At 69.6% G+C, this 22,687-nt stretch carries 10 protein-coding genes; 8 read left to right on the forward strand and 2 right to left on the reverse strand.

Annotated features, from left to right (window positions below):
- Positions 1 to 111: 111 nt before the first annotated feature.
- Positions 112 to 588 carry an RDD family protein gene (locus ABIA71_RS10815; RefSeq protein WP_354285199.1) on the reverse strand — a complete coding sequence of 159 codons (477 nt, stop codon included), beginning with the start codon at positions 586 to 588 and terminating at the stop codon, positions 112 to 114.
- 70 nt (positions 589 to 658) lie between these two features.
- Between ABIA71_RS10815 and xerD the strand changes: the two genes are divergently transcribed.
- A complete protein-coding gene (gene xerD / locus ABIA71_RS10820) occupies positions 659 to 1,636 on the forward strand; it encodes a site-specific tyrosine recombinase XerD (protein WP_354285274.1) in 978 nt (325 codons plus the stop codon).
- 105 nt (positions 1,637 to 1,741) lie between these two features.
- Positions 1,742 to 2,542, forward strand: a complete 801-nt coding sequence (locus ABIA71_RS10825) for a thioredoxin fold domain-containing protein (RefSeq protein WP_354285200.1) — start codon at positions 1,742 to 1,744, stop codon at positions 2,540 to 2,542.
- A gap of 70 nt (positions 2,543 to 2,612) precedes the next feature.
- Here the strand turns inward: ABIA71_RS10825 and ABIA71_RS10830 are convergent, their stop codons facing one another.
- Positions 2,613 to 4,715 (reverse strand): glycosyl hydrolase family 18 protein, encoded by a 2,103-nt coding sequence (locus ABIA71_RS10830; protein ID WP_354285201.1) that lies wholly within the window; start codon positions 4,713 to 4,715, stop codon positions 2,613 to 2,615.
- A gap of 290 nt (positions 4,716 to 5,005) precedes the next feature.
- Between ABIA71_RS10830 and purL the strand changes: the two genes are divergently transcribed.
- From purL to gspG, 6 genes are all read left to right on the forward strand, one after another.
- Positions 5,006 to 8,890: a phosphoribosylformylglycinamidine synthase gene (gene purL, locus ABIA71_RS10835; protein ID WP_354285202.1), complete on the forward strand. Its 3,885-nt coding sequence runs from the start codon at positions 5,006 to 5,008 to the stop codon at positions 8,888 to 8,890.
- Positions 8,891 to 9,341: 451 nt separating this feature from the next.
- Positions 9,342 to 16,907: an ESPR-type extended signal peptide-containing protein gene (locus tag ABIA71_RS10840; RefSeq protein ID WP_354285203.1), complete on the forward strand. Its 7,566-nt coding sequence runs from the start codon at positions 9,342 to 9,344 to the stop codon at positions 16,905 to 16,907.
- Positions 16,908 to 17,065: 158 nt separating this feature from the next.
- A complete protein-coding gene (locus ABIA71_RS10845) occupies positions 17,066 to 18,919 on the forward strand; it encodes a S8 family peptidase (protein ID WP_128097842.1) in 1,854 nt (617 codons plus the stop codon).
- Between the two features lie 293 nt (positions 18,920 to 19,212).
- Complete coding sequence (gspE, locus tag ABIA71_RS10850; RefSeq protein ID WP_038690563.1) at positions 19,213 to 20,940, forward strand: type II secretion system ATPase GspE; 1,728 nt, start codon at positions 19,213 to 19,215, stop codon at positions 20,938 to 20,940.
- A 37-nt stretch (positions 20,941 to 20,977) separates the two neighbouring features.
- Positions 20,978 to 22,198, forward strand: a complete 1,221-nt coding sequence (gene xpsF, locus ABIA71_RS10855) for a type II secretion system protein XpsF (RefSeq protein WP_354285204.1) — start codon at positions 20,978 to 20,980, stop codon at positions 22,196 to 22,198.
- 46 nt (positions 22,199 to 22,244) lie between these two features.
- Positions 22,245 to 22,673, forward strand: coding sequence for a type II secretion system major pseudopilin GspG (gspG, locus tag ABIA71_RS10860; RefSeq protein WP_038690559.1), 429 nt, complete (start codon positions 22,245 to 22,247; stop codon positions 22,671 to 22,673).
- Positions 22,674 to 22,687: the final 14 nt, after the last annotated feature.

Below are 22,687 nucleotides of genomic sequence, written 5' to 3' on the forward strand. Positions count from 1 at the left end.
CGGCCGGCACTACCGGAATGTGTCACGCAGTATCGGGAGCCGGCCAGCGGCCGGCACTACCGGAATGTGTCAGGCGGTATCGGGAGCCGGCCAGCGGCCGGCACTACCGGTTCAGCGCTTCGGTAGGCGTCGCAGGCGCGTGCCGCTGGCGCGGTCGTGCCAGGTCAGGCGCTGGCGGTCGACCAGCGACCACCACAGGCCGAGCCCACCGAGCAGGACCGAGACGGTGCCGACGGCGTAGCGCAGCCACAGCTGCCGGCGGTTGGGCGCGGTGCCGTCGGCGGTGGTGACCTGCAGGCGCCAGGGACGCATGCCCAGGGTCTGGCCGCCGCGGCGCCAACTCAGGGTGGCGTACAGGCCGGTGACGATCCAGCAGCACAGCCAGAGCAGCCACTGCAGCGCGCTGAAGGGGGCGATGTTGTCGCGCGCGGCGTGGCCGGACAGGGTGTAGCCCACGGTGAACAGTGTGCCCGCCAGCATCCACAGCGCCAGCGCGGGGAACAGGTCGTAGAGCAGCGCCAGCAGGCGCCACAGCAGCAGGCTGGCGGGGCGATCGGTGGCGGCAGCGGGAGCGGTGGTGGTGGCCATGGGCCGAGCATACCTGCGCCATGGCGCCGGTTCGATGGCCGGGCTGCGTCCGGCTCCGTATGCTGGCCGCATGTCCGAAGCCTCCACACCCGCACTGCGCCGCCAGCTTGTGCAGCACCTGCCGCCCCTGCGCGATGCCGACAACGCGCTGATCCAGCGCTTCCTCGATGCGATCTGGGCCGAGCAGGGCCTGGCGCAGGCCAGCCTGGACAGCTATCGACGCGACCTGGAAGGCGTGGCGCGCTGGCGCGATGGCGCCGCCGGCGGGTTGGCGGCGATCGACCGGGCCGGTCTGTTCGACTACCTGGCCTGGCGCGCGCGGCACGGGTGGTCGCCACGCAGTACCGCGCGGCTGTTGTCGGCGCTGCGCGCGTTTTTTGCCGATGCACTGCGCCGCGGGCAGCGCAGCGACGACCCCAGCGTGCTGCTGGATCCGCCGCGGTTGCCGCGGCTGCTGCCCAAGGCGCTGGCCGAAAGCCAGATCGAGGCACTGCTGGATGCGCCGGATGTCGACACGCCGATCGGCCTGCGTGACCGGGCGATGCTGGAGCTGATGTACGCCGCCGGCCTGCGCGTGAGCGAGCTGGTGCAGCTGCCCGCCAATGCGGTCAACCTGCGCCAGGGCGTGCTGCGGGTGACCGGCAAGGGCAGCAAGGAACGGCTGGTGCCGTTGGGAGAGGAGTCCCAGCATTGGCTGGAACGCTACCTGGCCCAGTCGCGGCCGCTGCTGGCCGGCAAGCGCGCGGTACCGGCCGGGGCCGATGGCAGCGTGCCGATGTTCGTGGAGCCGTCGCTGCACCCGCTCAGCCGCCAGCAGTTCTGGGCGCTGGTGAAGAAGTACGCGGCGCTGGCCGGGATCGATCCGGTGCGGATCAGCCCGCACGGCCTGCGGCACAGCTTCGCCACCCACCTGCTCAACCACGGCGCGGACCTGCGTGCGCTGCAGATGCTGCTGGGGCACAGCTCGCTGTCGACCACCCAGATCTACACGCTGGTGGCGCGTGAGCACCTGCAGAAGCTGCACGCCCGGCATCATCCGCGCGGCTGAGCGCCCGGGCGGGCCGGCGGCGCGCCCTGTTTCGCTGCGGTCCAGCTGTGCGCCGGGGCGGCTGTGCGAGAATCGCGCTTACCTTCTTTCCTGACGGACTGCTCGATGCTCCGTGTTGCCATTGCCGCCCTCTTCGGTGCGCTCAGCCTGACTGCCTGCGCGCAGCAACCGTCCGCGCCTGCCGCCAGCAAGGGCGCCAGCCCCGCGGCGGCCGCCACGCCTGCCGCACCTGCCGCCGGCAGTGCCGATGAGCGGGTGCGCAGCGCACTGCAGAAGCTGGACCCCAAGTTCGCGCCGGACTACATCGGTGCCGCGCCCTTCCCGGGCTTCCGCGAAGTGCTGGTGGGCGGGCAGGTGCTGTACGTCACCGATGACGGCCGCTACCTGATGCAGTCCCAGCCCTACGACATCCAGAACAAGGCGCCGGTCAGCAGTGCCGGGCTGCTGGCGTACCGGCAGAAGCTGCTGGCGAAGGTGCCGCAGGCCGAACGCATCGTGTTCGCCGCGCCCAATGCCAAGTACACCGTGAGCGTGTTCACCGATATCGAGTGCGGGTACTGCCGCAAGCTGCACCAGGACATCGCCGAGCTCAACCGCAACGGCATCACCGTGGAATACCTCGCGTTTCCGCGCATGGGCCTGGGCAGCCAGGACTACACCGACATGATCTCGGTGTGGTGCGCGGCCGATCGCAAGCAGGCCCTCACCGCGGCCAAGACCGGCAAGCCGGTGGCACCGAAGAACTGCACCAACCCGGTGGCCATGCAGTACACGCTGGGCCAGCAGATGGGCGTGAATGGCACCCCGGCAATCTTCGCCGCCGATGGCACCCAGCTGGGCGGCTACCTGCCGCCGGCACAGCTCAAGGCGGCGCTGGAGCGCACCACGGCGGGCGGCAGCCGCTGAAACCAGAACGCCCCGGCAGTGCCGGGGCGTTTTTTTGTGTGGCGCGCGGGCTGCGCGTCACCGTTTCAGGTCAATTCAACCCGTCGCTGATGGCCTTGGTCAGGGTGCCCTGCGGGTCATCGCCGCTGAACTCCCAGAAGAACGCGCCGCCCAGTCCCTGCGCCTTCACGTAGCCCATCTTCTCGGTGACCATCGCCGGCGTATCCACGCTCCAGAAGGTGGTGCCGTTGGAGATCCACGTGGCCTTGGCGACGTTGTCGGTGTAGACCGGCCAGGTCAGGTTCTTGAGCACCTTCCAGTCTTCGATGCCGGCTTCATACGTGCCCGGCGCCGCGCCGCTGGCGCTCTTGTACAGGCCGTTGTTGCCACTGGCCACGCCGGTCCAGCCGCGCCCGTAATAGCCGATGCCAAGGTTCAACTTGGACGCCGGCACGCCACGGCTCAGGAACGCCTCCATCGCATCGTTGCTGTTGTAGAGCTTCTGGTCGCCGGTGGACGGGTCGGCCGGGGAGTCGAACAGCGCCGAGTGATGGTTGGTCTGCGGATCCCACGCACCGTGGAAGTCGTAGGTCATCACGTTGATGAAATCCAGGTACGGGTGGTAGGCCGCCGGGTCGGTCACGCGGATCTTGTCGATCCCCGCGCCCACCGCCACGGTCAGCAGCAGCCCGGGCCGCACCGCATCGAGCTGGCGGCGGAACTCGGCCAGCAGCGCGGTGTAGTTGGCGTTGTCGGCCGGGGTGCCGCAGCTCAGCCCGCACGCCACCGGGTATTCCCAGTCGATGTCGATGCCGTCGAACACGCCCGCCGCCGCGCCCACGCCACCGGCGCCGTCGGTCACCGGCAGGTTGCCCTTGATGTAGGCATCCACGCACGAGGCCACGAAGGCCTGGCGGTTGGCCGGCTGCGCCGCGCTGGAGAAGCCGCGCGACCAGGTCCAGCCACCCAGTGAGATCAGCACCTTCACGTTCGGGTGCTTGGCCTTGAGCTGCTTGAGCTGGTTCCAGTTGCCGCGCAGCGGCTGGTCCCAGGTGTCGGCACTGCCGCTGACGCTCTCGCCGGCACCGAAGGCCTTGGTGTAGTCGGCGAACGCATCCCCGCCAACGCCGGTGTTCGGGTCGGAGGCCTGGGTCACGCCCACTTCGCAGCGGTTGTTGCGCACGTTGCCGAACGCGTAGTTGATATGGGTGAGCTTGGCCGCCGAACCGCTGGTGTCGATATTCTTGACCCGGTAGTTGCGCCCGTAGATGCCCCACTGGGTGAAATAGCCGATCACCCGCTTGGTGCCGCCGCCCCCGCCGCCGGCCGCGGTGGTCACGCTGATCGAGCCGCTCTGCGCCGAGGCATTGCCGGCGTTGTCGCGGGCACGCACGGTGTAGGTGTAGGCCGTGCTGGCGGTGAGCCCGCCGTCGGTGTACTGGGTGGCGCTGGGCGAGCCGACCAGGCTGCCGTTGCGGTACACGTCGTAGCCGGCCACGCCGCTGCCGCCGCTGTTGTCGGTGGCCGCGCTCCAGGCCAGGTTGACCGTGGTGGCGGTTTTGGACGGCGAGGCCAGGCCGCCGGGCACGCTGGGCGGGGTGGTGTCGTTGCTGGCGGCGGTGACGGTCACGCTGACCGTGGCCGAGGAGGTCACCGCGTTGTTGTTGTCGGTGGCCACCGCCTTGAAGGTGTGGCTGCCGGCCGATGCATTGGCCCAGGTCACGCTGTACGGCGCGCTGGTGTCGATGCCCAGCGAGGTGCCGCCGCGGAAGAATTCGACCTTGCTGACACTGCCATCGCTATCGGCGGCGTTGGCGCTCACGGTGATGCTGCTGCCGGCGGTGAAGCTGGCCCCGGCCGTGGGCGAGGTCAGGCTGACGGTCGGCGGCTGGTTGCTGCCGCTGCCATCGCAGGCGCCCAGGTTGGTGTAGTAGGGCGCACCGGCCGGGTGGTCGGGTGGGGCATTCCAGATGTCCTGGTTGGCCCGGTAGAGCACGCCCCCTTTCTGCAGGGTGGTGCCGGAGAGGTAGATCACCGCGGCGTTCCATTCCGGCGCGCCGGTACAGTTGGCGGCCAGCGCCAGGCTGGGCGTGGCGGCCGCCGCCAGGGCCAGGGCGAGCAGCCAGCGTTTGTGGCGGGCGGCCGGCTGGGGGGATATCGATGTCACCGCACTGCGCATCATCGGGTCAGGCATGGTCTTACTCCGATCTAGTGATGGGCGCGGGCCGCCGGGTGGGGCGGCCCGCGTGCAGCAGGTCCGAGCGCCGGGGAGAGGCCGGCAACAGCAGTGGGGGCGGACGAGGGCCTGACCGGAAGGCAGGTCGGGCAGGCGAGGACAACGTTGTCATGCATTCGTCCGGCAATCCGTGAGCCAGCGCAAGGTTCGGCCGTGAAGACGGCGCGGCGGTGCCGACTGCCCGCCAAGCCCCGGCGGCCGACTTCGGTACAATGGTGGGCCCCGTTCCCAACCACGGTTCCCCGGACATGATGGTCCTCGAGGGCGCATCCGCCCTTTCGCCGTTCCGCCGCGAACGTCTTGAATCCCGCCTGCAGTCCCTGGCCGCCGATCTGCGCATCACCGGTGCCTGGCATGTCTACTTCATCCAGACCGAGGGCGATGCGGCCCCGGACCCGGCGATCCTGAGCCGGATCCTGGAAGCCCAGCCGGCACTGGCCGGGCAGGAAGCGGGGGCGGTGTCGCGCTTCGTGGTCCCGCGCCTGGGCACGCTCTCGCCGTGGTCGAGCAAGGCCACCGAACTGGTGCGCGGCGCCGGGCAGCCGATCCGCCGGGTCGAACGCGGCCTGCGCATCGACCTGGCCGGGTGGCCGGCCGATGCCGCCGCCCAGGCAGCGGTGGCGCGCGCGCTGCACGACCCGATGACCCAGTCGGTGCTGGACCAGGCCGACCAGGCCCAGGCGCTGTTCAGCGCGCCGGCCCGGGGTGAACTGGAACGCATCGCGCTGGAGGACCTGGAGGCGGCCAACCGCCGCCTCGGCCTGGCCATGGCCCAGGACGAGATCGACTACCTGCGCCAGCGCTTCGGCGAACTGGGCCGCAAGCCGTCGGACGTGGAACTGATGATGTTCGCGCAGGCCAATTCCGAGCACTGCCGGCACAAGATCTTCAACGCCAGCTGGACCATCGACGGCGCCGACCAGCCGCAGTCGCTGTTCCGCATGATCAAGAACACCCACCAGCAGACCCCGCAGCACACGTTGAGCGCCTACAGCGACAACGCCGCGGTGGTCGCCGGCCTGCCTGCATCGCGCTACCGCCCGGATCCGGCCAGTGGCCAGTACCGCAGCGAAGCGGTGGTCGATTCGGCGTTCTGCATCAAGGTGGAAACCCACAACCATCCCACCGCGATCGCCCCGTTCCCGGGCGCGTCGACCGGTGCCGGCGGTGAAATCCGCGACGAAGGCGCCACCGGCCGCGGCGGCAAGCCGAAGGCCGGCCTGACCGGTTTCTCGGTCTCGCACCTGCGCATCCCGACCCTGCCGCAGCCGTGGGAGGCGCCGCGCGCGCTCAACCCGCGCATGGCCCCGGCGCTGGACATCATGCTGGACGGCCCGTTGGGCGGCGCCGCCTTCAACAACGAGTTTGGCCGCCCCAACCTGCTGGGTTACTTCCGCAGCTTCGAGCTGCCCGAAGGGCAGGGCCTGACCCGCGCCTACGACAAGCCGATCATGCTCGCCGGCGGCCTGGGTGCCATCGACCAGAACCAGGTCGAGAAGCTGACCCTGCAGCCGGGCGATGCGGTGATCGTGCTGGGCGGCCCGGCCATGCTGATCGGCCTGGGCGGCGGTGCCGCCAGTTCGGTGGCCTCCGGTGAAAGCGCCGAAGACCTCGACTTTGCCAGCGTGCAGCGCGACAACCCGGAAATGGAGCGCCGCTGCCAGGAAGTGATCGACCGCTGCGTGGCGCTTGGCCTGGACAACCCGATCCGCTGGTTCCATGACGTCGGCGCCGGCGGCCTGTCCAACGCGATTCCCGAGCTGCTGCACGACTCCGGCGTGGGCGGTGTGATCGACCTGGGCAAGGTGCCCGCCGATGACCCGTCGTTGTCGCCGATGCAGTTGTGGTGCAACGAATCGCAGGAACGCTACGTGCTGGGCGTGCCGCAGGCGCGGCTGGCCGAGTTCGCCGCGATCTGCGCGCGCGAACGCTGCCCGTTCGCCGCCGTGGGCGTGGCCACCGCCGAGGAACGCCTGGTGGTGGCCTACGGCGCCACCGTGGACAACATCCCGGCCGATGCACCGATCGACCTGCCGATGGACGTACTGTTCGGCAAGGCGCCGAAGATGCACCGCGACACCGCGCACCCGCCTGCACCGCGCTGGCCGGCGCTGAAGACCGCCGGGCTGGACCTGCATGAAGCGGGCCTGCGCGTGCTGGCCCACCCGTCGGTGGCGTCGAAGAACTTCCTGGTCACCATCGGCGACCGCAGCGTGGGCGGTTTGACCGCACGCGAGCAGATGATCGGCCCGTGGCAGTTGCCGCTGGCCAACGTGGCCATCACCCTGGCCGGCTTCGACACCGTGGCCGGTGAAGCGATGGCCATCGGCGAGCGCACTCCGCTGGCGCTGCTCGATGCCGCTGCCTCGGCCCGCATGGCCGTGGGCGAGGCGATCACCAACCTGTGCGCCGCCCCGGTGGATGCACTGGAGACGGTGAAGCTGTCGGCCAACTGGATGGCCGCCGCCGGCCACAACGGCGAAGACGCGCTGCTGTACGACGCAGTGCGCGCGGTGGGCATGGAGCTGTGCCCGCAGCTGGACCTGAGCATTCCGGTCGGCAAGGACTCGCTGTCGATGCAGGCGCAGTGGCATGCCGATGGCCAGGCACACAAGTCGGTGTCGCCGGTATCGCTGGTGATCTCCGCGTTCGCACCGGTGGCCGATGCCAACGCCCAGCTCACCCCGCTGCTGGACCGCGACACCGACAGCGAGCTGTGGCTGATCGGCCTGGGCGCCGGCAAGCAGCGCCTGGGCGGCTCGATCCTGGCCCAGGTGCATGCCGACCATAGCGACCTGCCCGCGTTTGCCGGCGCCGTGCCGGACCTGGACGATGCGCAGCGCCTGCGCGCGTTCTTTGAACTGATCCGCGATGCGCGCCAGGCCGGCCTGCTGCTGGCTTACCACGACCGCAGCGATGGCGGTGCCTTCGCCGCGCTCTGCGAAATGGCCTTCGCCTCGCGCCTGGGCCTGGACATCACCCTGGATGCCTGGGGCGATGATCCGTTCCGCAGCCTGTTCAATGAAGAGCTGGGTGCGGTGGTGCAGATCGCCAAGGAAGACCGCGCCGCGTTCGCCGACCTGGTCGAACGCCACGCGCTGACCGAGTGCGCCCAGCGCATCGCGCGCCCCACCACCGCGCCGGTGGTGCGGGTGTCGCTGCAGGGCGAGAGCCTGGTCGAGTGGCGCTGGGAAGCGCTGTTCGATGCCTGGTGGTCGGTGACACACGCCATGCAGAAGCTGCGCGACAACCCCGACAACGCCGACCAGGAGCGGGCGGTCGCGCGCAACTTCAACGCGCCGGGCCTGAAGCCGAAGCTCACCTTCGATATCAACGAAGACGTGGCTGCGCCCTTCATCAACACCGGCGCGCGCCCGCGCGTGGCGGTGCTGCGCGAGCAGGGCGTCAATGGCCAGATTGAAATGGCCAACATCTTCGAACGTGCCGGCTTCAGTTCGTTCGACGTGCACATGAGCGACCTGATCGAAGGGCGCGTCGCACTGTCCGATTTCACCGGCCTGGTCGCCTGCGGCGGCTTCAGCTATGGCGACGTGCTCGGGGCCGGCCGCGGTTGGGCCACCTCGGTGCTGGAACGCAGCGCACTGCGCGATGCCTTCGCCGCGTTCTTCGCACGCGACGACAGCTTCGCCCTGGGCGTGTGCAACGGCTGCCAGATGATGAGCCAGCTCAAGGACATCATCCCCGGTGCCGAGCACTGGCCGCAGTTCCGCCGCAACCGCAGCGAGCAGTTCGAAGCGCGCACCGCGCTGCTGGAAGTGGTGGAGTCGCCGTCGATCCTGCTGCGCGGCATGGCCGGCTCGCGCCTGCCGGTCGCGGTTGCGCATGGCGAAGGCCAGGCGGTGTTCGCCACCGCCGTGGACCAGGCGGCCGCACGCGTCTCGCTGCGTTACGTCGATGGCGATGGCAACGTGGCCACCCAGTACCCGCTCAACCCGAACGGTTCGCCGGACGGCATCACGGGCCTGACCACCAGCGACGGTCGCGTCACCATCATGATGCCGCACCCCGAGCGCACGCCGCGCGCGCTCAACCTGAGCTGGCGTCCGAGCGAGTGGCAGGGCGATTCGCCGTGGCTGCGGATGTTCCGCAACGCACGCGTATGGTGCGGCTGATACTGCGCACGTCATTGTTGTTGAAGCGGTGAAAATCGCGTGAAGAAACCGCCGGCCCGTCCGGCGGTTTTCTTTTGTGTGGAATGGAAAATGATCGGCAGCAATGAGTTACAGCGCGTTACAGCGTGAAAATCCGTTATAGCCATTACTCACATGAAACTAACGCAATCAGCATGTTTCTCGTCGGTTTTGTGACGCGCATCGCTGTCGGAAGTTTTTCTACGTCAAAGTCTTGACGTTGCTGAAACTGTACGTTAACACTGCATCCTCATTTCGAAAGCGTTCAGTTCTGCAGTAACCGCATGGATGGCGAGTCGGCTGTACGTCTGTAGCAAGCCATTCGGCGCAACGCAGTAAATCAAGCGAGTAAACGCCCCCAGGGGACGTTGGACCACACGGTCCGGCGTTGGCGTCGCTTTGCCTAAAACCAGCCCACTCAGGAGTCGCATCGATGAATCGGATTTATCGCAAGGTCTGGAACAAAGCACTGGGGCAAATGGTTGTCGCCTCGGAATTGGCCACCAGCCAGTCTGCCGGCGTGGTCATCGACCAGCGACGATCCACCGACACGCGCGCCACGTCGCTGCTGTCGGGTGCCATCGCGTTGACACTCGGGTTGGGCTTGGCAGGGCTGGCGCCGGCTGCCCTGGCGCAGTCGGTGGAAGTGGGCGGCAATGCCAACTGCGTTGTACTCAACAGCAAGATCCTGGACAGCTGCGTGGTCGACGGCAGCGCCAGCGCCACCGGCAGCAATGCAGTGGCCATCGGCAGCAACAGCACCGCCTCGGCCAGCAACAGCGTTGCGCTCGGTGCGGGCTCCAAGGCCAACCGCGCCAACACGGTGTCGGTGGGTGATGCCGGCAAGGAGCGCCAGGTCACCAACGTGGCCGCCGGTACCGCCGCCACCGATGCGGTGAACAAGGCCCAGCTGGACAAGGTCGCGGTTGCTGCCGAGGGCGCGACCCGCTATTTCAAGGCCGACGGCGCGGGCAACGACAGCGACGCGGCCACGATCGACGGTGACGGCGCGCTTGCCGCCGGTGCCGGTGCCACCGCCGAGGGCGACGGCGCCACCGCCGTGGGGCAGGGCAGCCAGGCGCTGGCCAATGCCACCACGGCCACCGGCAGCCAGGCCATTGCGGCCGGTCTGGGCGCCAGCGCCTTTGGCCAGAACACGCTGGCCTTCGGCGACGCCAGCACGGCAGTGGGGCAGAGTGCCGCTGCGTTCGGCCTCGGTGACGTCGCGCTGGGCGCGCACGCACTGGCCGCCAGCGAGAACGGTGCGGCCACCGCGATTGGCGGCCTGGCCGAAGCCAGCGCCGACGGTGCCACCGCCATCGGCGGCGGCGCCCTGGCCATTGGCGCGGGCAGCACCTCGCTCGGCCGTGGCGCGGGCAGTGGCGGTGAAGCTTCGGTGGCGGTCGGCGCGTTCAGCGTGGCCGTGGCCGATTTCAGCGCCGCGCTCGGGTCCAACTCCGCGGCCGTGGCCGTGGGCAGCGTGGCGCTGGGCGCCGGCTCCTACGCCGATCGCATCGACACCGTATCGGTGGGCAACGGCGAAACCGGCCTGCGCCGCCAGATCACCAACGTGGCCGACGGCAGCGAGGCCAACGATGCGGTGAACAAATCCCAGCTGGATGCCGTGGGCGCGGTTGCCGCCACCACCAGCAAGTATTTCCAGGCCACCGGCAGTGACGACAGCGATGCCGGTGCCTACGCCGAGGGCGACAACGCCACCGCCATCGGTGAAGCATCCAACGCACTCGGCAACGGCGCCACCGCGCTGGGCAGTGGTGCCACCGCGGTGGCGCAGAACGCCACGGCGGTCGGCTTCAATGCCGTGGCCACCGGCCAGAACAGCGCCGCCTTCGGCAACAACGCGCAGGCCAACGGCCCGGGCAGCGTGGCGGTCGGGGGCGCGGCGGTGGATGCCGATGGCAACCCGCTGATCACCAACGGTGGCGTGCCGGTCGATACCGGTGCCACCAGCGCCGGCGTCGGCGGTACCGCCGTGGGTGCCAGTGCGGAAGCGGCGGGCTTTGCCTCGTCGTCCTACGGTGTCGGCGCGTATGCGGGCGGCGCGCAGTCGTCGGCCTTCGGTGCGGTGTCCAACGCCATCGGCGACTACTCCACCGCCGTCGGCACGCAGAGCGTGGCCACCGGCAACAGCAGCACCGCCATCGGCGGGCCGGCCGACCTGCTGCCCGGCCTGGGCTTCTTCGTGCAGACCCAGGCCATCGGTGAAGCGGCAACGGCCGTGGGTGCCGGCGCCATCGCCAGCGGCGATTACGCCACCGCCAACGGCACCCTGACCGAAGCGTCGGGCACCGAGGCCACTGCCGTGGGCTACTTCGCCTATGCCCCGGGTGAAGGGGCCACCGCGCTGGGCGCGGAAACCTGGGCCAGCGGCGAGCTGAGCACCGCGGTCGGTTTCTACGCCACCGCACGGGGCGCCAACAGCGTTGCGCTGGGTGCCAATTCCACCGCCACGCGCGCCAACACCGTCTCGGTCGGCGATGTCGGCAACGAACGCCAGATCACCCATGTGGCCGCCGGTACCGACGCCACCGACGCGGTCAACAAGGCGCAGCTGGATGGCGTGGCCCAGGTGGCCAATGTCACCGCGAGCCGGTTCAAGGCCAATGGCTCCGATGACAGCGACGTGGGCGCGTTTGCCGAAGGCGATGGCGCGCTGGCCGCAGGCGAGGCCAGCAATGCGCTGGGTGCCGGTGCGGCGGCACTCGGCAACGGGGCCAACGCGCTGGGCGATGACACCGTGGCCGTGGGCCGCAACGTCAGCGCCAATGGCAACGGCAGTGTCGCCATCGGCGGCCTCGGCCAGGCCTATGACGAATTCAACCAGCCGCTGGTCGATGCCGACGGCAACGCCGTCAAGGTAGGCACCACCGCGGCCCAGGATGCGGTGGCGGTCGGCGCGGGCGCCCTGGCCACCGGCACCACCAGCAACGCGTTCGGCAGCGGCGCGCAGGCCACCGGCAGCAACAGTCTGGCCGCCGGTTACAAGGCGCGCGCCACCGGCGACTACAGCGTGGCGCAGGGCGACAACGCCTTCGCCAGCGGCGAGGAAACCACCGCCACCGGCGCCTACGCATGGGCCACCGAAGACGGTGCCACCGCGTTCGGCGCCAGTGCCTGGGCCACCGCGGCCAACGGCACGGCGGTGGGTCAGTCGGCGTGGGCCAGCGGCACCGGCTCCACCTCGATCGGCTACAACAGCTGGGCGCGCGGCAGCAGCGCCACCGCGCTGGGTCGCGGTGCGTTCGGCTACGGCGACAACAGCGTCGCGGTCGGCTTCCAGGCGCTGGGCAACAGCATCAACACCATCGCCATCGGCACCAACGTGGTGGCCGGCGGTGAAAGCGCCATCGGTATCGGTGCCGGCAGCAATGCCAGTGCGTCCAATGCGGTGGCGCTCGGCGCCGGCTCGGTCGCCGACCGCGCCTACACCGTGTCGGTGGGCAGCAGCACCCGCCAGCGCCAGGTCACCAACGTCGCCGCCGGTACCCAGGGCACCGATGCGGTGAACCTGGACCAGCTCACCGACGCCACCGCGCAGTTCCAGGCCAGCGGTGACGGCGTGGCCGTGGCCGGTGGCGAGGAAAGCGTGGCGGCCGGTTCCAACGCGGCTACCGATGGCGACTACGCCACCGCCGTAGGCTCGTCCAGCTTCGCCGCCGGCAGTGGCGCCACCGCGCTGGGCAGCGGCGCGTTCGCACTGGCCGACAACGCCAGTGCGGTGGGCTTCAATGCACTGGCCAGCGGTGCAAACGCGATCGCCGTGGGCGCCAACGCGCAGGCCAGCGGCGAATACGCCACGGCCACCGGCGCCGAAAGCGAAGCTTCCGGCGAGCAGAGCACTGCCACCGGCGCGGCCAGCGTCGCGTCCGGTGCGGGCAGCTTCGCCGGCGGTGCGTTGTCCGACGCGGCCGGCGAAGAGTCGGTGGCGCTGGGCTACTACAGCAGCGCCAGTGGCCAGGGCGCGACCGCCGTGGGCGCCGAGAGCGTGGTCAGCGGCACCTTGTCGGCCGGCTACGGCTTCGGTGCCGAAGCCACCGCCGGTTACACCACCGCCATCGGCGGGCTGGCCGTGGCCAGCGCCTTCAACGCCACCGCACTGGGCAGCTTCGCCCAGGCCACCGGGTCCAACAGCGTGGCCGTCGGCGGTGATGCCGAAGCCTCCGGGGCGTACAGCACCGCCACCGGCCAGGGCAGCCTGGCCACCGGCACCAACAGCGTGGCCGTGGGCGGTTCGCTGTTCGGTCTGCTGCCCACCGAAGCCTCGGGCAACTACTCCACCGCCGTGGGCGGCGGGGCATGGTCGCCGGGCGTGAACAGCACCGCGCTCGGCAACGCGGCTACCTCCAGTGGTGAGAACAGCGTGGCCCTCGGTGCCGATTCCATCGCCGACCGCGACGACAGCGTGTCGGTCGGCAGTGCCGATGCGCAGCGCCAGATCACCAACGTGGCCGCCGGTACCGAAGGCACCGATGCGGTCAACCTCAATCAGTTGAACGCGGTGGCCGCCGCGGGTGAAGCCACCAGCAAGTACTTCCAGGCCAGCGGCAGCGACAACAGCGATGCCGGTGCGTACGTGGAAGGCGACGACGCGCTGGCCGCCGGTGAAGCGGCCAATGCAATCGGCGACGGTGCCACCGCACTGGGTGCCGGTGCCAATGCGCTGGCCGCCAGCGCCACGGCAGTGGGCACCAACGCACTGGCCAGTGCCGACGGTGCCGCCGCTCTGGGCAGCAATGCGCAGGCCACGGACGAGAACAGCGTGGCGCTGGGCAGCAACGCCAGCGCCAGCGAGATCGGTGCCAGCGCGGTCGGCGGTGGGGCCATTGCCAGCGGCGCTTATGCCACCGCCAACGGCTTCGAGGCGTCAGCCAGTGGCCAGCAGGCCACCGCGACCGGCTTCCGCAGCACCGCGTCGGACGCCGGCGCATCGGCCTTCGGCAGCTACAGCGAAGCCACCGGGCGCCTGTCCAACGCATTGGGCTACGGCGCGATCGCGTCCAACGCCCTGGCCACTGCCGTGGGCACGTCGGCCACGGCCTCGGGGGCCAGTTCGGTGGCGCTGGGTGAATCCAGCGAAGCGACCGGCGATGAAAGCGTGGCCATCGGTGGCTCGACCTTCTTCGGCCTGCTGCCGGCCCGTGCCAGCGGCACCGGTGCGGCGGCGTTCGGTGCCGGTGCCTGGGCAACCGATGACTACGCCACCGCGATCGGCTGGAACTCGTGGGCCGATGTGGCCAACAGCACCGCGCTCGGTGCCAACGCCATCGCAGAAGGCGTCAACAGTGTCGCGCTGGGCGCCGGTTCGTCGGCCGAGCGTGACAACACGGTTTCAGTCGGCACCGCCACCGCGCAGCGGCAGATCACCAACGTGGCCGACGGTACCGAAGGCACCGATGCGGTCAACGTCAATCAGTTGAGCGCCGTGGCCGAGGTGGCCGAGCAGACCAACCGCCAGTTCAAGGCCTCCGGCAGCGGCAACGGCGATGACGTGGGGGCCTATGTCGATGGCGCCTACGCCACCGCCGCCGGTGAAGCCGCCAATGCGTACGGCACTGGCGCATCGGCCTACGGCAGCGGCGCACTGGCCTCCGGCCGCAATGCGTCGGCGTCAGGCTTCAACGCCTCGGCCACCGCCGATTCGGCTACCGCCATCGGTGGCGCGCTGTACTACGAAGATGCCAACGGCAACGTGATCCTGGACAAGGCCACCAGTGCCAGCGGCACCGGTGCCACCGCGCTCGGCGCCGGTGCACAGGCCACCGGGGTGTTCAGCACCGCCAGCGGTGCCGGTGCCACTTCGGCCGGGCTGCAGTCGGCGGCGTTCGGCTACAGCGCCGAAGCGGGCAGCGACTACAGCACCGCAGTGGGCGCGTTCAGCGCGGCCAGCGGGGTGCGGACCACCGCGCTCGGCTACGGCGCCGAGGCCAGCGGCGACTACGCCTCGGCACTCGGCTGGGGCAGCACCGCCTCCGGTGCCTACGCCAACGCCATCGGCTACGCCTCGCAGGCCAGCGGTGCCAACAGCGTCGCGGCCGGTTCCAATGCCTGGGCCACTGCAGCGCAGACCACCGCGGTTGGCCAGCTGGCGTGGGCCACCTCGGCCGGCTCCACCGCGATCGGCCAGGACAGCTACGCCTACAGCGGCATCAATGCCACGGCGGTGGGCAAGAGTTCCTCGGCCAGTGGCGCGGGCAGCGTCGCGCTGGGCGCCGGTGCACGCACCAGCGAAGCCAACGTGGTCTCGGTCGGTGGCGGCAACGGCACCACCGGTCCGGCCACGCGCCGCATCACCAACGTCGGTGCGGCGGTGAACGCCAACGACGCGGTGAACAAGGCCCAGCTGGACAGCGTGGCGGCCACCGCCGATGCCGTCGGCAAGCACTTCAAGGCCAGCGGCACCGGCGTGGCCACCGCCAGCGGCAGCGATGCACTCGCCGCCGGTTCCGGCGCTGCCGCCAGTGGCAACCGCAGCAGCGCGCTGGGTGCGGCATCGGTGGCCTCGGCCACGGGTGCCACGGCCATCGGTGCCGATGCGTCGGCACGCGGTGACAACAGCACCGTGATCGGCCGCTCGGCCTCCACCAACGCCACCAACGGCGTGGCTATCGGCAACGGGGCCTTCGCCAGCAACGGTGCCGGCAGCATCGCCATCGGCGCGGGGGCCGGGGTGTCCGGCGCCGGTTCGGTGGCACTGGGCGCGGGCTCACGTGCGGTCGAAGCCAACGTGGTGTCGGTGGGCGGTGGCAACGGCACCGACGGTCCGGCCACGCGCCGCATCGTCAACGTCGCCGCCGGCCGCATCGCCGCCGGCAGCACCGATGCAGTGACCGGTGGCCAGCTCAACACCACCAACCAGCGCGTGGGCGCGGTGGAAACCCGCGTGGGTGACATCGACGAGCGTATCGGCTCGGTGGAAACCGTGACCGCCAATGCGCTCAGCTACGACGACGCCAGCCGCGACAAGGTCACCTTGTCCGGCGTGCAGGGTACGGTGCTGGACAACGTCGGCAGCGGGTCGATCGCCTCCGGCAGCCGCCAGGCCATCAACGGTGGCCAGCTCTTCCAGTCGCTGTCCGATGCCGCCAGCTTCCTCGGCGGTGGTGCCAGCGTGGGCATGCAGGGCGTGTTCGTGGCCCCCAACTATGTGATCCAGGGGACCACGTACAACAACGTGGGTGACGCGTTGGGTGCGCTGGATCGCAAGGTCAGCGACCTCGACCAGCGGGTGGCAGGCGGCAGCACGGCACGCGCACGCAGCGCAGCGGCACCGTCGGCCGCTGTGGCCAGTGCGTCGCTGGCCACCGCCGATGAGCGCGTGGCCAGCGCCAGCGTGCAGGGTGCGCCGACGGCCGCCAGTGCGGGCAGTGCGCAGGTAGCCAACGCACCGGCCGCCGCCGCACCGACCGCGGTCAACGCGGTGGTCATGGGCGAGGGTGCCGTGGCCAGCGGGGCCTCGGCCACCGCGATCGGCCAGGGAGCCACTGCAACGGCGGCCAACTCGGTCGCACTGGGCCAGGGCTCGGTTGCCGATCGTGCCGACACGGTGTCGGTGGGCAGCGTGGGTAACGAACGCCAGGTGGCCAACGTTGCCGCTGGCACGCAGGCCACCGATGCGGTCAACAAGGGCCAGCTGGACGGCGGCATCGCAACGGCCAACAGCTACACCGACCAGCGCTTCGGCGCGATGGCCGACAGCTTCGACATCTACAAGGGCGAAATCGACCAGCGTCTGCGCCATCAGGACCGTCGCATCGACCGCCAGGGCGCGATGAGCGCGGCGATGCTCAACATGGCCACCAGCGCCGCCGGCGTGCGCACCCAGAACCGGGTGGGCGTGGGCGTGGGCTACCAGGGCGGGGAGTCGGCGTTGTCGCTGGGTTACCAGCGTGCGCTCAGCGAACGCGCCACGGTGACCATCGGCGGTGCCTTCAGCAGCGATGACAGCTCGGTGGGCGTGGGTGCCGGCTTCGGCTGGTAAGCAGACGTGGCAAGGCGTGGCCTGGTTGGGCCACGCCGCAAGCAATGCAAGGCCTGAGGGGGCGGGTCACGGGAACCCTGGCCAGGGCCGGCCAGGGAACTCGCATGGAATGTTGGCCTGAACAGTCGTTTGATCATGACCTTGAAGAGGATTTCAACGTGACCAGTAAGCAGAACCTTCGCATCAACGTGCTGGCAGCCGCGCTGCTGTCGATCTCGGCCGGTTCGGCGTTCGCCGCCAGCCCGCGTACCGAGGAACCCAAGCGCCCGGCCACTGCCGCGCAGCAGACCAGCAACGGCATCATCGTCAAGTACCGCGCCGGCAGCGCTGCTGCCACGGACCGTTCGGCCAAGCTGGCCGTGGTCAACTCGGCGCTGTCGCGCGCGACGCTCAACGGTGGCACCGCGCGCGCTGGCGCGCTCAACCCGCAGGTGGTGCGCAAGCTCGGCGTGGGCGCCGACCTGATCCGCCTGCAGAGCCGCCTGGGCGATGCCGAACTGCAGAAGGTGCTGGCCGAACTGAAGGCCGACCCGACCGTGGAATACGCCGTGGTCAATGCGCGCATGCAGCGCGCCGACCTGCGCGCCAAGCCGACCGAAACCAAGCAGCTGGTGCCCAACGACCCGTACTACGCGCAGTACCAGTGGCACTTCGGCAACGCCACCGGCGGCATCAACGCGCCGTCGGCGTGGGATGTGTCGCAGGGCGAGGGCGTGGTGGTTGCGGTGATCGATACCGGCATCCTGCCCAACCATGAAGACTTCAGCGGCAACCTGCTGGAAGGCTACGACTTCATCAGCGACGCCGAAACCTCGCGCCGTCCGACCGACGCCCGCGTCCCGGGTGCGCTGGATTACGGCGACTGGGTGGAGAACGACAACGAGTGCTACACCGGCTCGCTGGCCGAAGACAGCTCCTGGCACGGCACGCACGTGGCCGGCACGGTCGCCGAAGCCACCAACAACGGCGTCGGCATGGCCGGTGTCGCGTACAAGGCCAAAGTGTTGCCGGTGCGCGTACTTGGCAAGTGCGGCGGCAGCCTGGCCGACATCGCCGATGCCATCACCTGGGCTTCCGGCGGCACCGTGGCGGGCATTCCGGCCAACGCCAACCCGGCTGAAATCATCAACATGAGCCTGGGCGGCAGTGGTGCCTGCGACCCGGTCTACCAGGCCGCGATCAACGGTGCGGTGTCGCGTGGCACGCTGGTGGTGGTGGCCGCGGGCAACGCCGGCGGCAACGTCGCCAATGCGCGGCCGGCCAACTGCAACAACGTGGTTGCGGTGGGCGCCACGCGCATCACCGGCGGCATCACCTACTACTCCAACTACGGCGCGGCGGTGGATCTGTCGGCCCCGGGTGGCGGTGGCAGCGTCGATGGCAATCCGGGTGGTTACATCTGGCAGGCCATCTCCAGCAGCACCACCTCGCCGGAACTGGGTACCTCCGATTACGGCGGCAAGGGCGGCACCTCGATGTCCTCGCCGCACGTGGCAGCAGTGGCCGCCCTGGTGCAGAGCGCACGCATCGCCAACAACCGCGACGCGTTCACCCCGGCCCAGCTGGAAACCCTGCTCAAGGAAACCGCGCGCAAGTTCCCGGTGACCATCCCGGCGGCCACCCCGATCGGCACCGGCATCGTCGATGCCAAGGCAGCGCTGGCCAAGGCGCTGGAAGAAGAGTGCACCGAGAACTGCGGTCCGACTGCGATCCCGCTGACCAACAAGGTGGCCGTGGGCGGCCTGAGCGGCGCCGGTGGCAGCGAAGTGCTGTACAGCTTCGACGCGCAGGCCGGCAAGGTGCTGAGCCTGCTCACCTACGGCGGCAGCGGCAACGTGTCGGTGTACGTCAGCCAGGGCAAGGAGCCGACCGCCACGGTGTTCGACGCCAAGTCGACCCGTCCGGGCAACAGTGAAACCGTGCGTTTCACCGCGCCGGTGGCGGGCACGTACTACATCAAGCTGGTCGGCGAGTCCGCGTTCAGCGGCGTCAGCGTCATCGCCAACCAGTAACGGGTGTGTGGTTGTTGGGGAGCCGGTCCTGTGACCGGCTCCCCATTTTTTTGGGCGATCATCAACCCGGTAGAGCCACCCCATGGGTGGCTGCCGCGCAGATCGTGCACCACGCGCAGCCACCCATGGGGTGGCTCTACCCCCTGTGTGGGTGCGTTATCTTTCCCTGGTCATGCCTGTCGCCATTTACCCAGGCATACGGCGGTCCTGCGGGCCGCGTCGATTTCACATCGCACCGGCACGTAAAGCGACCCGCTGAACTGCTAAAGTCATGCGGTCGCCAGGAGAGCTTCGTGAACGCGGTTGCCCACGATCCCACTGCAGAAACCACTGCGGAAACCCGCATCGTCGAAGCGTTGCTGCGCAACGGGCGCCTGAAGGAAGGCGACCTGGCGCGGGCACGTCCGCTGCACCGCGAATCCGGCGGCAGCCTGCTGCAGTTGCTGGTGCGGCTGGGCCTGGTGTCCGAACGCGACCACGCCCAGGCCAGCGCCGAGGTGCTGGGCCTGGCCCTGCTCGACGCGCGTGCCGTGCCCGAAGTGGCCCCCGAATCGCTGCTCGACGCACTGCCGTTGTCGCTGCGCTTCCTCAAGCAGTTCCACGTCTGTCCGCTGGCCCTGCACGATGGCGTGCTGGACCTGTGGCTCAGCGACCCGCAGGACCCCTATGCCGCCGACGCCGTGCGCCTGGCGATGGGGGTGCCGGTGCGGCTGCACGTGGGGCTGCGCTCGGAGATCGATGACCTGATCGAGCGCTGGTACGGCCAGGGCCGCAGTGCGATGGGGGCAATCGTCGAAACCGCCGATGGCGAAGGCAGCGCGGTCGACGACATCGAACACCTGCGTGACCTCGCCTCCGAAGCGCCGGTGATCCGCCTGGTCAACCTGGTGATCCAGCGCGCCTTCGAACTGCGCGCCTCGGACATCCACATCGAACCGTTCGAAAACCGGCTCAAGGTGCGTTACCGCGTCGACGGCGTGCTGATCGAGGGCGAAAGCCCGCCAGCCAACCTCACCGCCGCGGTGATCAGCCGCGTCAAGATCATGGCCCGGCTCAACATCGCCGAACGCCGCCTGCCGCAGGACGGTCGCATCATGCTGCGCGTGCAGGGCAAGGAACTGGACCTGCGCGTGAGCACCGTGCCCACCGCGCACGGCGAAAGCGTGGTGATGCGCCTGCTGGATCGCGATACCGTCGTCTTCGATTTCCACCGGCTCGGGTTCACCGACGCGTTCCTGCCGCAGTTCCGCAAGGTGCTCGAGCAGCCGCACGGTATCCTGCTGGTCACCGGCCCCACCGGCTCGGGCAAGACCACCACGCTGTACACAGCGCTCAGCCAGCTCAATACCGCCGACGTCAAGATCATCACCGTGGAAGACCCGGTGGAGTACCAGATCGAAGGCATCAACCAGATCCAGGCCAAGCCGCAGATCGGGCTCGACTTCGCCCACGCGCTGCGCAGCATCGTGCGCCAGGATCCGGACATCATCATGATCGGCGAAATGCGCGACCTGGAAACGGCGCGCATCGCCATCCAGTCCGCGCTCACCGGCCACCTGGTGTTGTCCACGCTGCACACCAACAACGCCGCCGGTGGCATCACCCGCCTGCTCGACATGGGCGTGGAAGATTACCTGCTCACCTCCACCATCAACGGCATCCTGGCCCAGCGCCTGGTGCGCCGGCTGGAGCCCGAACACGCGCAGCGCTACCTGGCTTCGCCGGAGGAGATCGAGAAGTTCGGGCTGCGTCGCCTGCAGCCGCAGGGCGATATTTTCCTGTATCGCGCACAGCCCTCGGCCATCGCGCCCACCGGCTACCTGGGCCGCACCACCATCATGGAATTCCTGGTGATGAACGACGAGCTGCGCCGCGCGGTGATGCGTCGCGCCGGCATGGGCGAGATCGAACAGATCGCACGCGCGGCCGGCATGCGCACGATGTACGAAGATGGCTTGGCCAAGGCATTGCAGGGCCACACCACGCTGGAGGAAATCCTGCGCGTGACCGAGGAATCCTGATGCACCTGCATCGCACCCGGCCGGCGGACCACTGAGCATGGCGCTGTACCGCTACAAGGCGCTCAATGCGCACGGCGAACTGTTCGACGGGCAGATGGAGGCCGCCAGCGAGGCCGACGTGGTCACCCGCCTGCAGGACCAGGGTCACCTGCCCATGGAAGCGCGCCTGGCCAGCGAGGGCGTGGCCACGGCCACCTCGTGGGCCGCACTGCTGCGCCGCAAGCCGTTCGACGGTGCCGCGCTGGTGCAGTTCACCCAGCAGCTGGCGACCCTGCTGGGCGCCGGGCAGCCGCTGGACCGCGCGCTGACCATCCTGCTGGAACTGCCCGAGGATGAGCGCAGCCGCCGCGCCATCACCGACATCCGCGACGTGGTGCGCGGCGGCGCGCCGCTGTCGGCCGCGCTGGAACGCCAGCACGGGCTGTTCTCGCGGCTGTACATCAACATGGTGCGTGCCGGTGAAGCCGGCGGCAGCCTGCACGACACGCTGCAACGCCTGTCGGAATACCTCGAACGCAGCGCCGAGCTCAAGGGCAGGGTGATCAACGCCTTGATCTACCCGGCGATCCTGCTGGCGGTGGTCGGCGGTGCGCTGCTGTTCCTGCTGGGTTACGTGGTGCCGCAGTTCGCGCTCATGTACGAAAGCCTGGACGTGGCCCTGCCGTGGTTCACCCAGTGGGTGCTGGCTGCCGGGCTGGTGGTGCGCGATGGCTGGCTGGCGATGATCGTGGTGCCGGCGCTGGCGTTGCTGGTGATCGAGCGCAAGCTGCGCCAGCCTGCGTTCCGCCTGGCGATGGACAGCTGGCTGCTGCAGCGCAAGGGCATCGGCCCGCTGCTGGCCAAGCTGGAAACCGCGCGGTTGGCGCGCACCCTGGGCACCCTGCTGCGCAACGGCGTGCCGTTGCTGGCCGGCCTCGGCATCGCGCGCAACGTGCTGGGCAACCGCGCCCTGGCCGCCGACGTGGACGCGGCCAGCGACGACGTCAAGAACGGCAACGGCTTGTCGGTGTCGCTGGCGCGCGGCAAACGCTTCCCGCGCCTGGCCCTGCAGATGATCCAAGTGGGCGAGGAATCCGGCGCGCTGGACACCATGCTGCTCAAGACGGCCGACACCTTCGAGCAGGAAAGCGCACGCGCCATCGACCGCCTGCTGTCGGCGATGGTGCCGGTGATCACCCTGGTGCTGGCCTCGGTGGTCGGGCTGGTGATCGTCGCCGTGCTGGTGCCGCTGTATGACCTGACCAACGCCATCGGCTGACGATGGCCCTTCCGCATTCCCCTGACCCCTGCAAGGAGCCTGCCGCATGCAACGCCGCCTGATCCGCTTCACCTCGCCGCGCCGCCAGGCCGGCATGAGCCTGTTGGAAATCATCATCGTGATCGTGCTGATCGGCGCGGTGCTGACCCTGGTGGGCAGCCGCGTGCTGGGCGGTGCCGACCGCGGCAAGGCCAACATCGCCAAATCGCAGGTCCAGACCGTGGCCGGCAAGGTCGAAAACTACCAGCTGGATACCGGCAAGCTGCCGGCCAAGCTTGACGACCTGGTCACCCAGCCCGGCGGCACCAGTGGCTGGCTGGGACCGTATGCCAAGCCGGCCGAACTCAACGACCCGTGGGGCCACCCGCTGGAATACCGCGCCCCCGGCGAAGGCCAGCCGTTCGACCTGATCAGCCTGGGCAAGGACGGCAAAGTGGGTGGCAGCAGCTACGACGCCGACATCAAGTACGAGTAAGCCTGCTTGCCGGC

The organism is Stenotrophomonas sp. 2619, assembly GCF_040548725.1.
Taxonomy (GTDB): domain Bacteria; phylum Pseudomonadota; class Gammaproteobacteria; order Xanthomonadales; family Xanthomonadaceae; genus Stenotrophomonas; species Stenotrophomonas maltophilia_AP.

Coding starts and splice junctions, on each gene's coding strand:
- ABIA71_RS10815 (WP_354285199.1), bottom strand. CDS start 588: ATGGCCACCACCACCGCTCCCGCTGCCGCCACCGATCGCCCCGCCAGC.
- ABIA71_RS10840 (WP_354285203.1), top strand. CDS start 9,342: ATGAATCGGATTTATCGCAAGGTCTGGAACAAAGCACTGGGGCAAATG.
- ABIA71_RS10830 (WP_354285201.1), bottom strand. CDS start 4,715: ATGCCTGACCCGATGATGCGCAGTGCGGTGACATCGATATCCCCCCAG.
- ABIA71_RS10825 (WP_354285200.1), top strand. CDS start 1,742: ATGCTCCGTGTTGCCATTGCCGCCCTCTTCGGTGCGCTCAGCCTGACT.
- purL (WP_354285202.1), top strand. CDS start 5,006: ATGATGGTCCTCGAGGGCGCATCCGCCCTTTCGCCGTTCCGCCGCGAA.
- xerD (WP_354285274.1), top strand. CDS start 659: ATGTCCGAAGCCTCCACACCCGCACTGCGCCGCCAGCTTGTGCAGCAC.
- gspG (WP_038690559.1), top strand. CDS start 22,245: ATGCAACGCCGCCTGATCCGCTTCACCTCGCCGCGCCGCCAGGCCGGC.
- xpsF (WP_354285204.1), top strand. CDS start 20,978: ATGGCGCTGTACCGCTACAAGGCGCTCAATGCGCACGGCGAACTGTTC.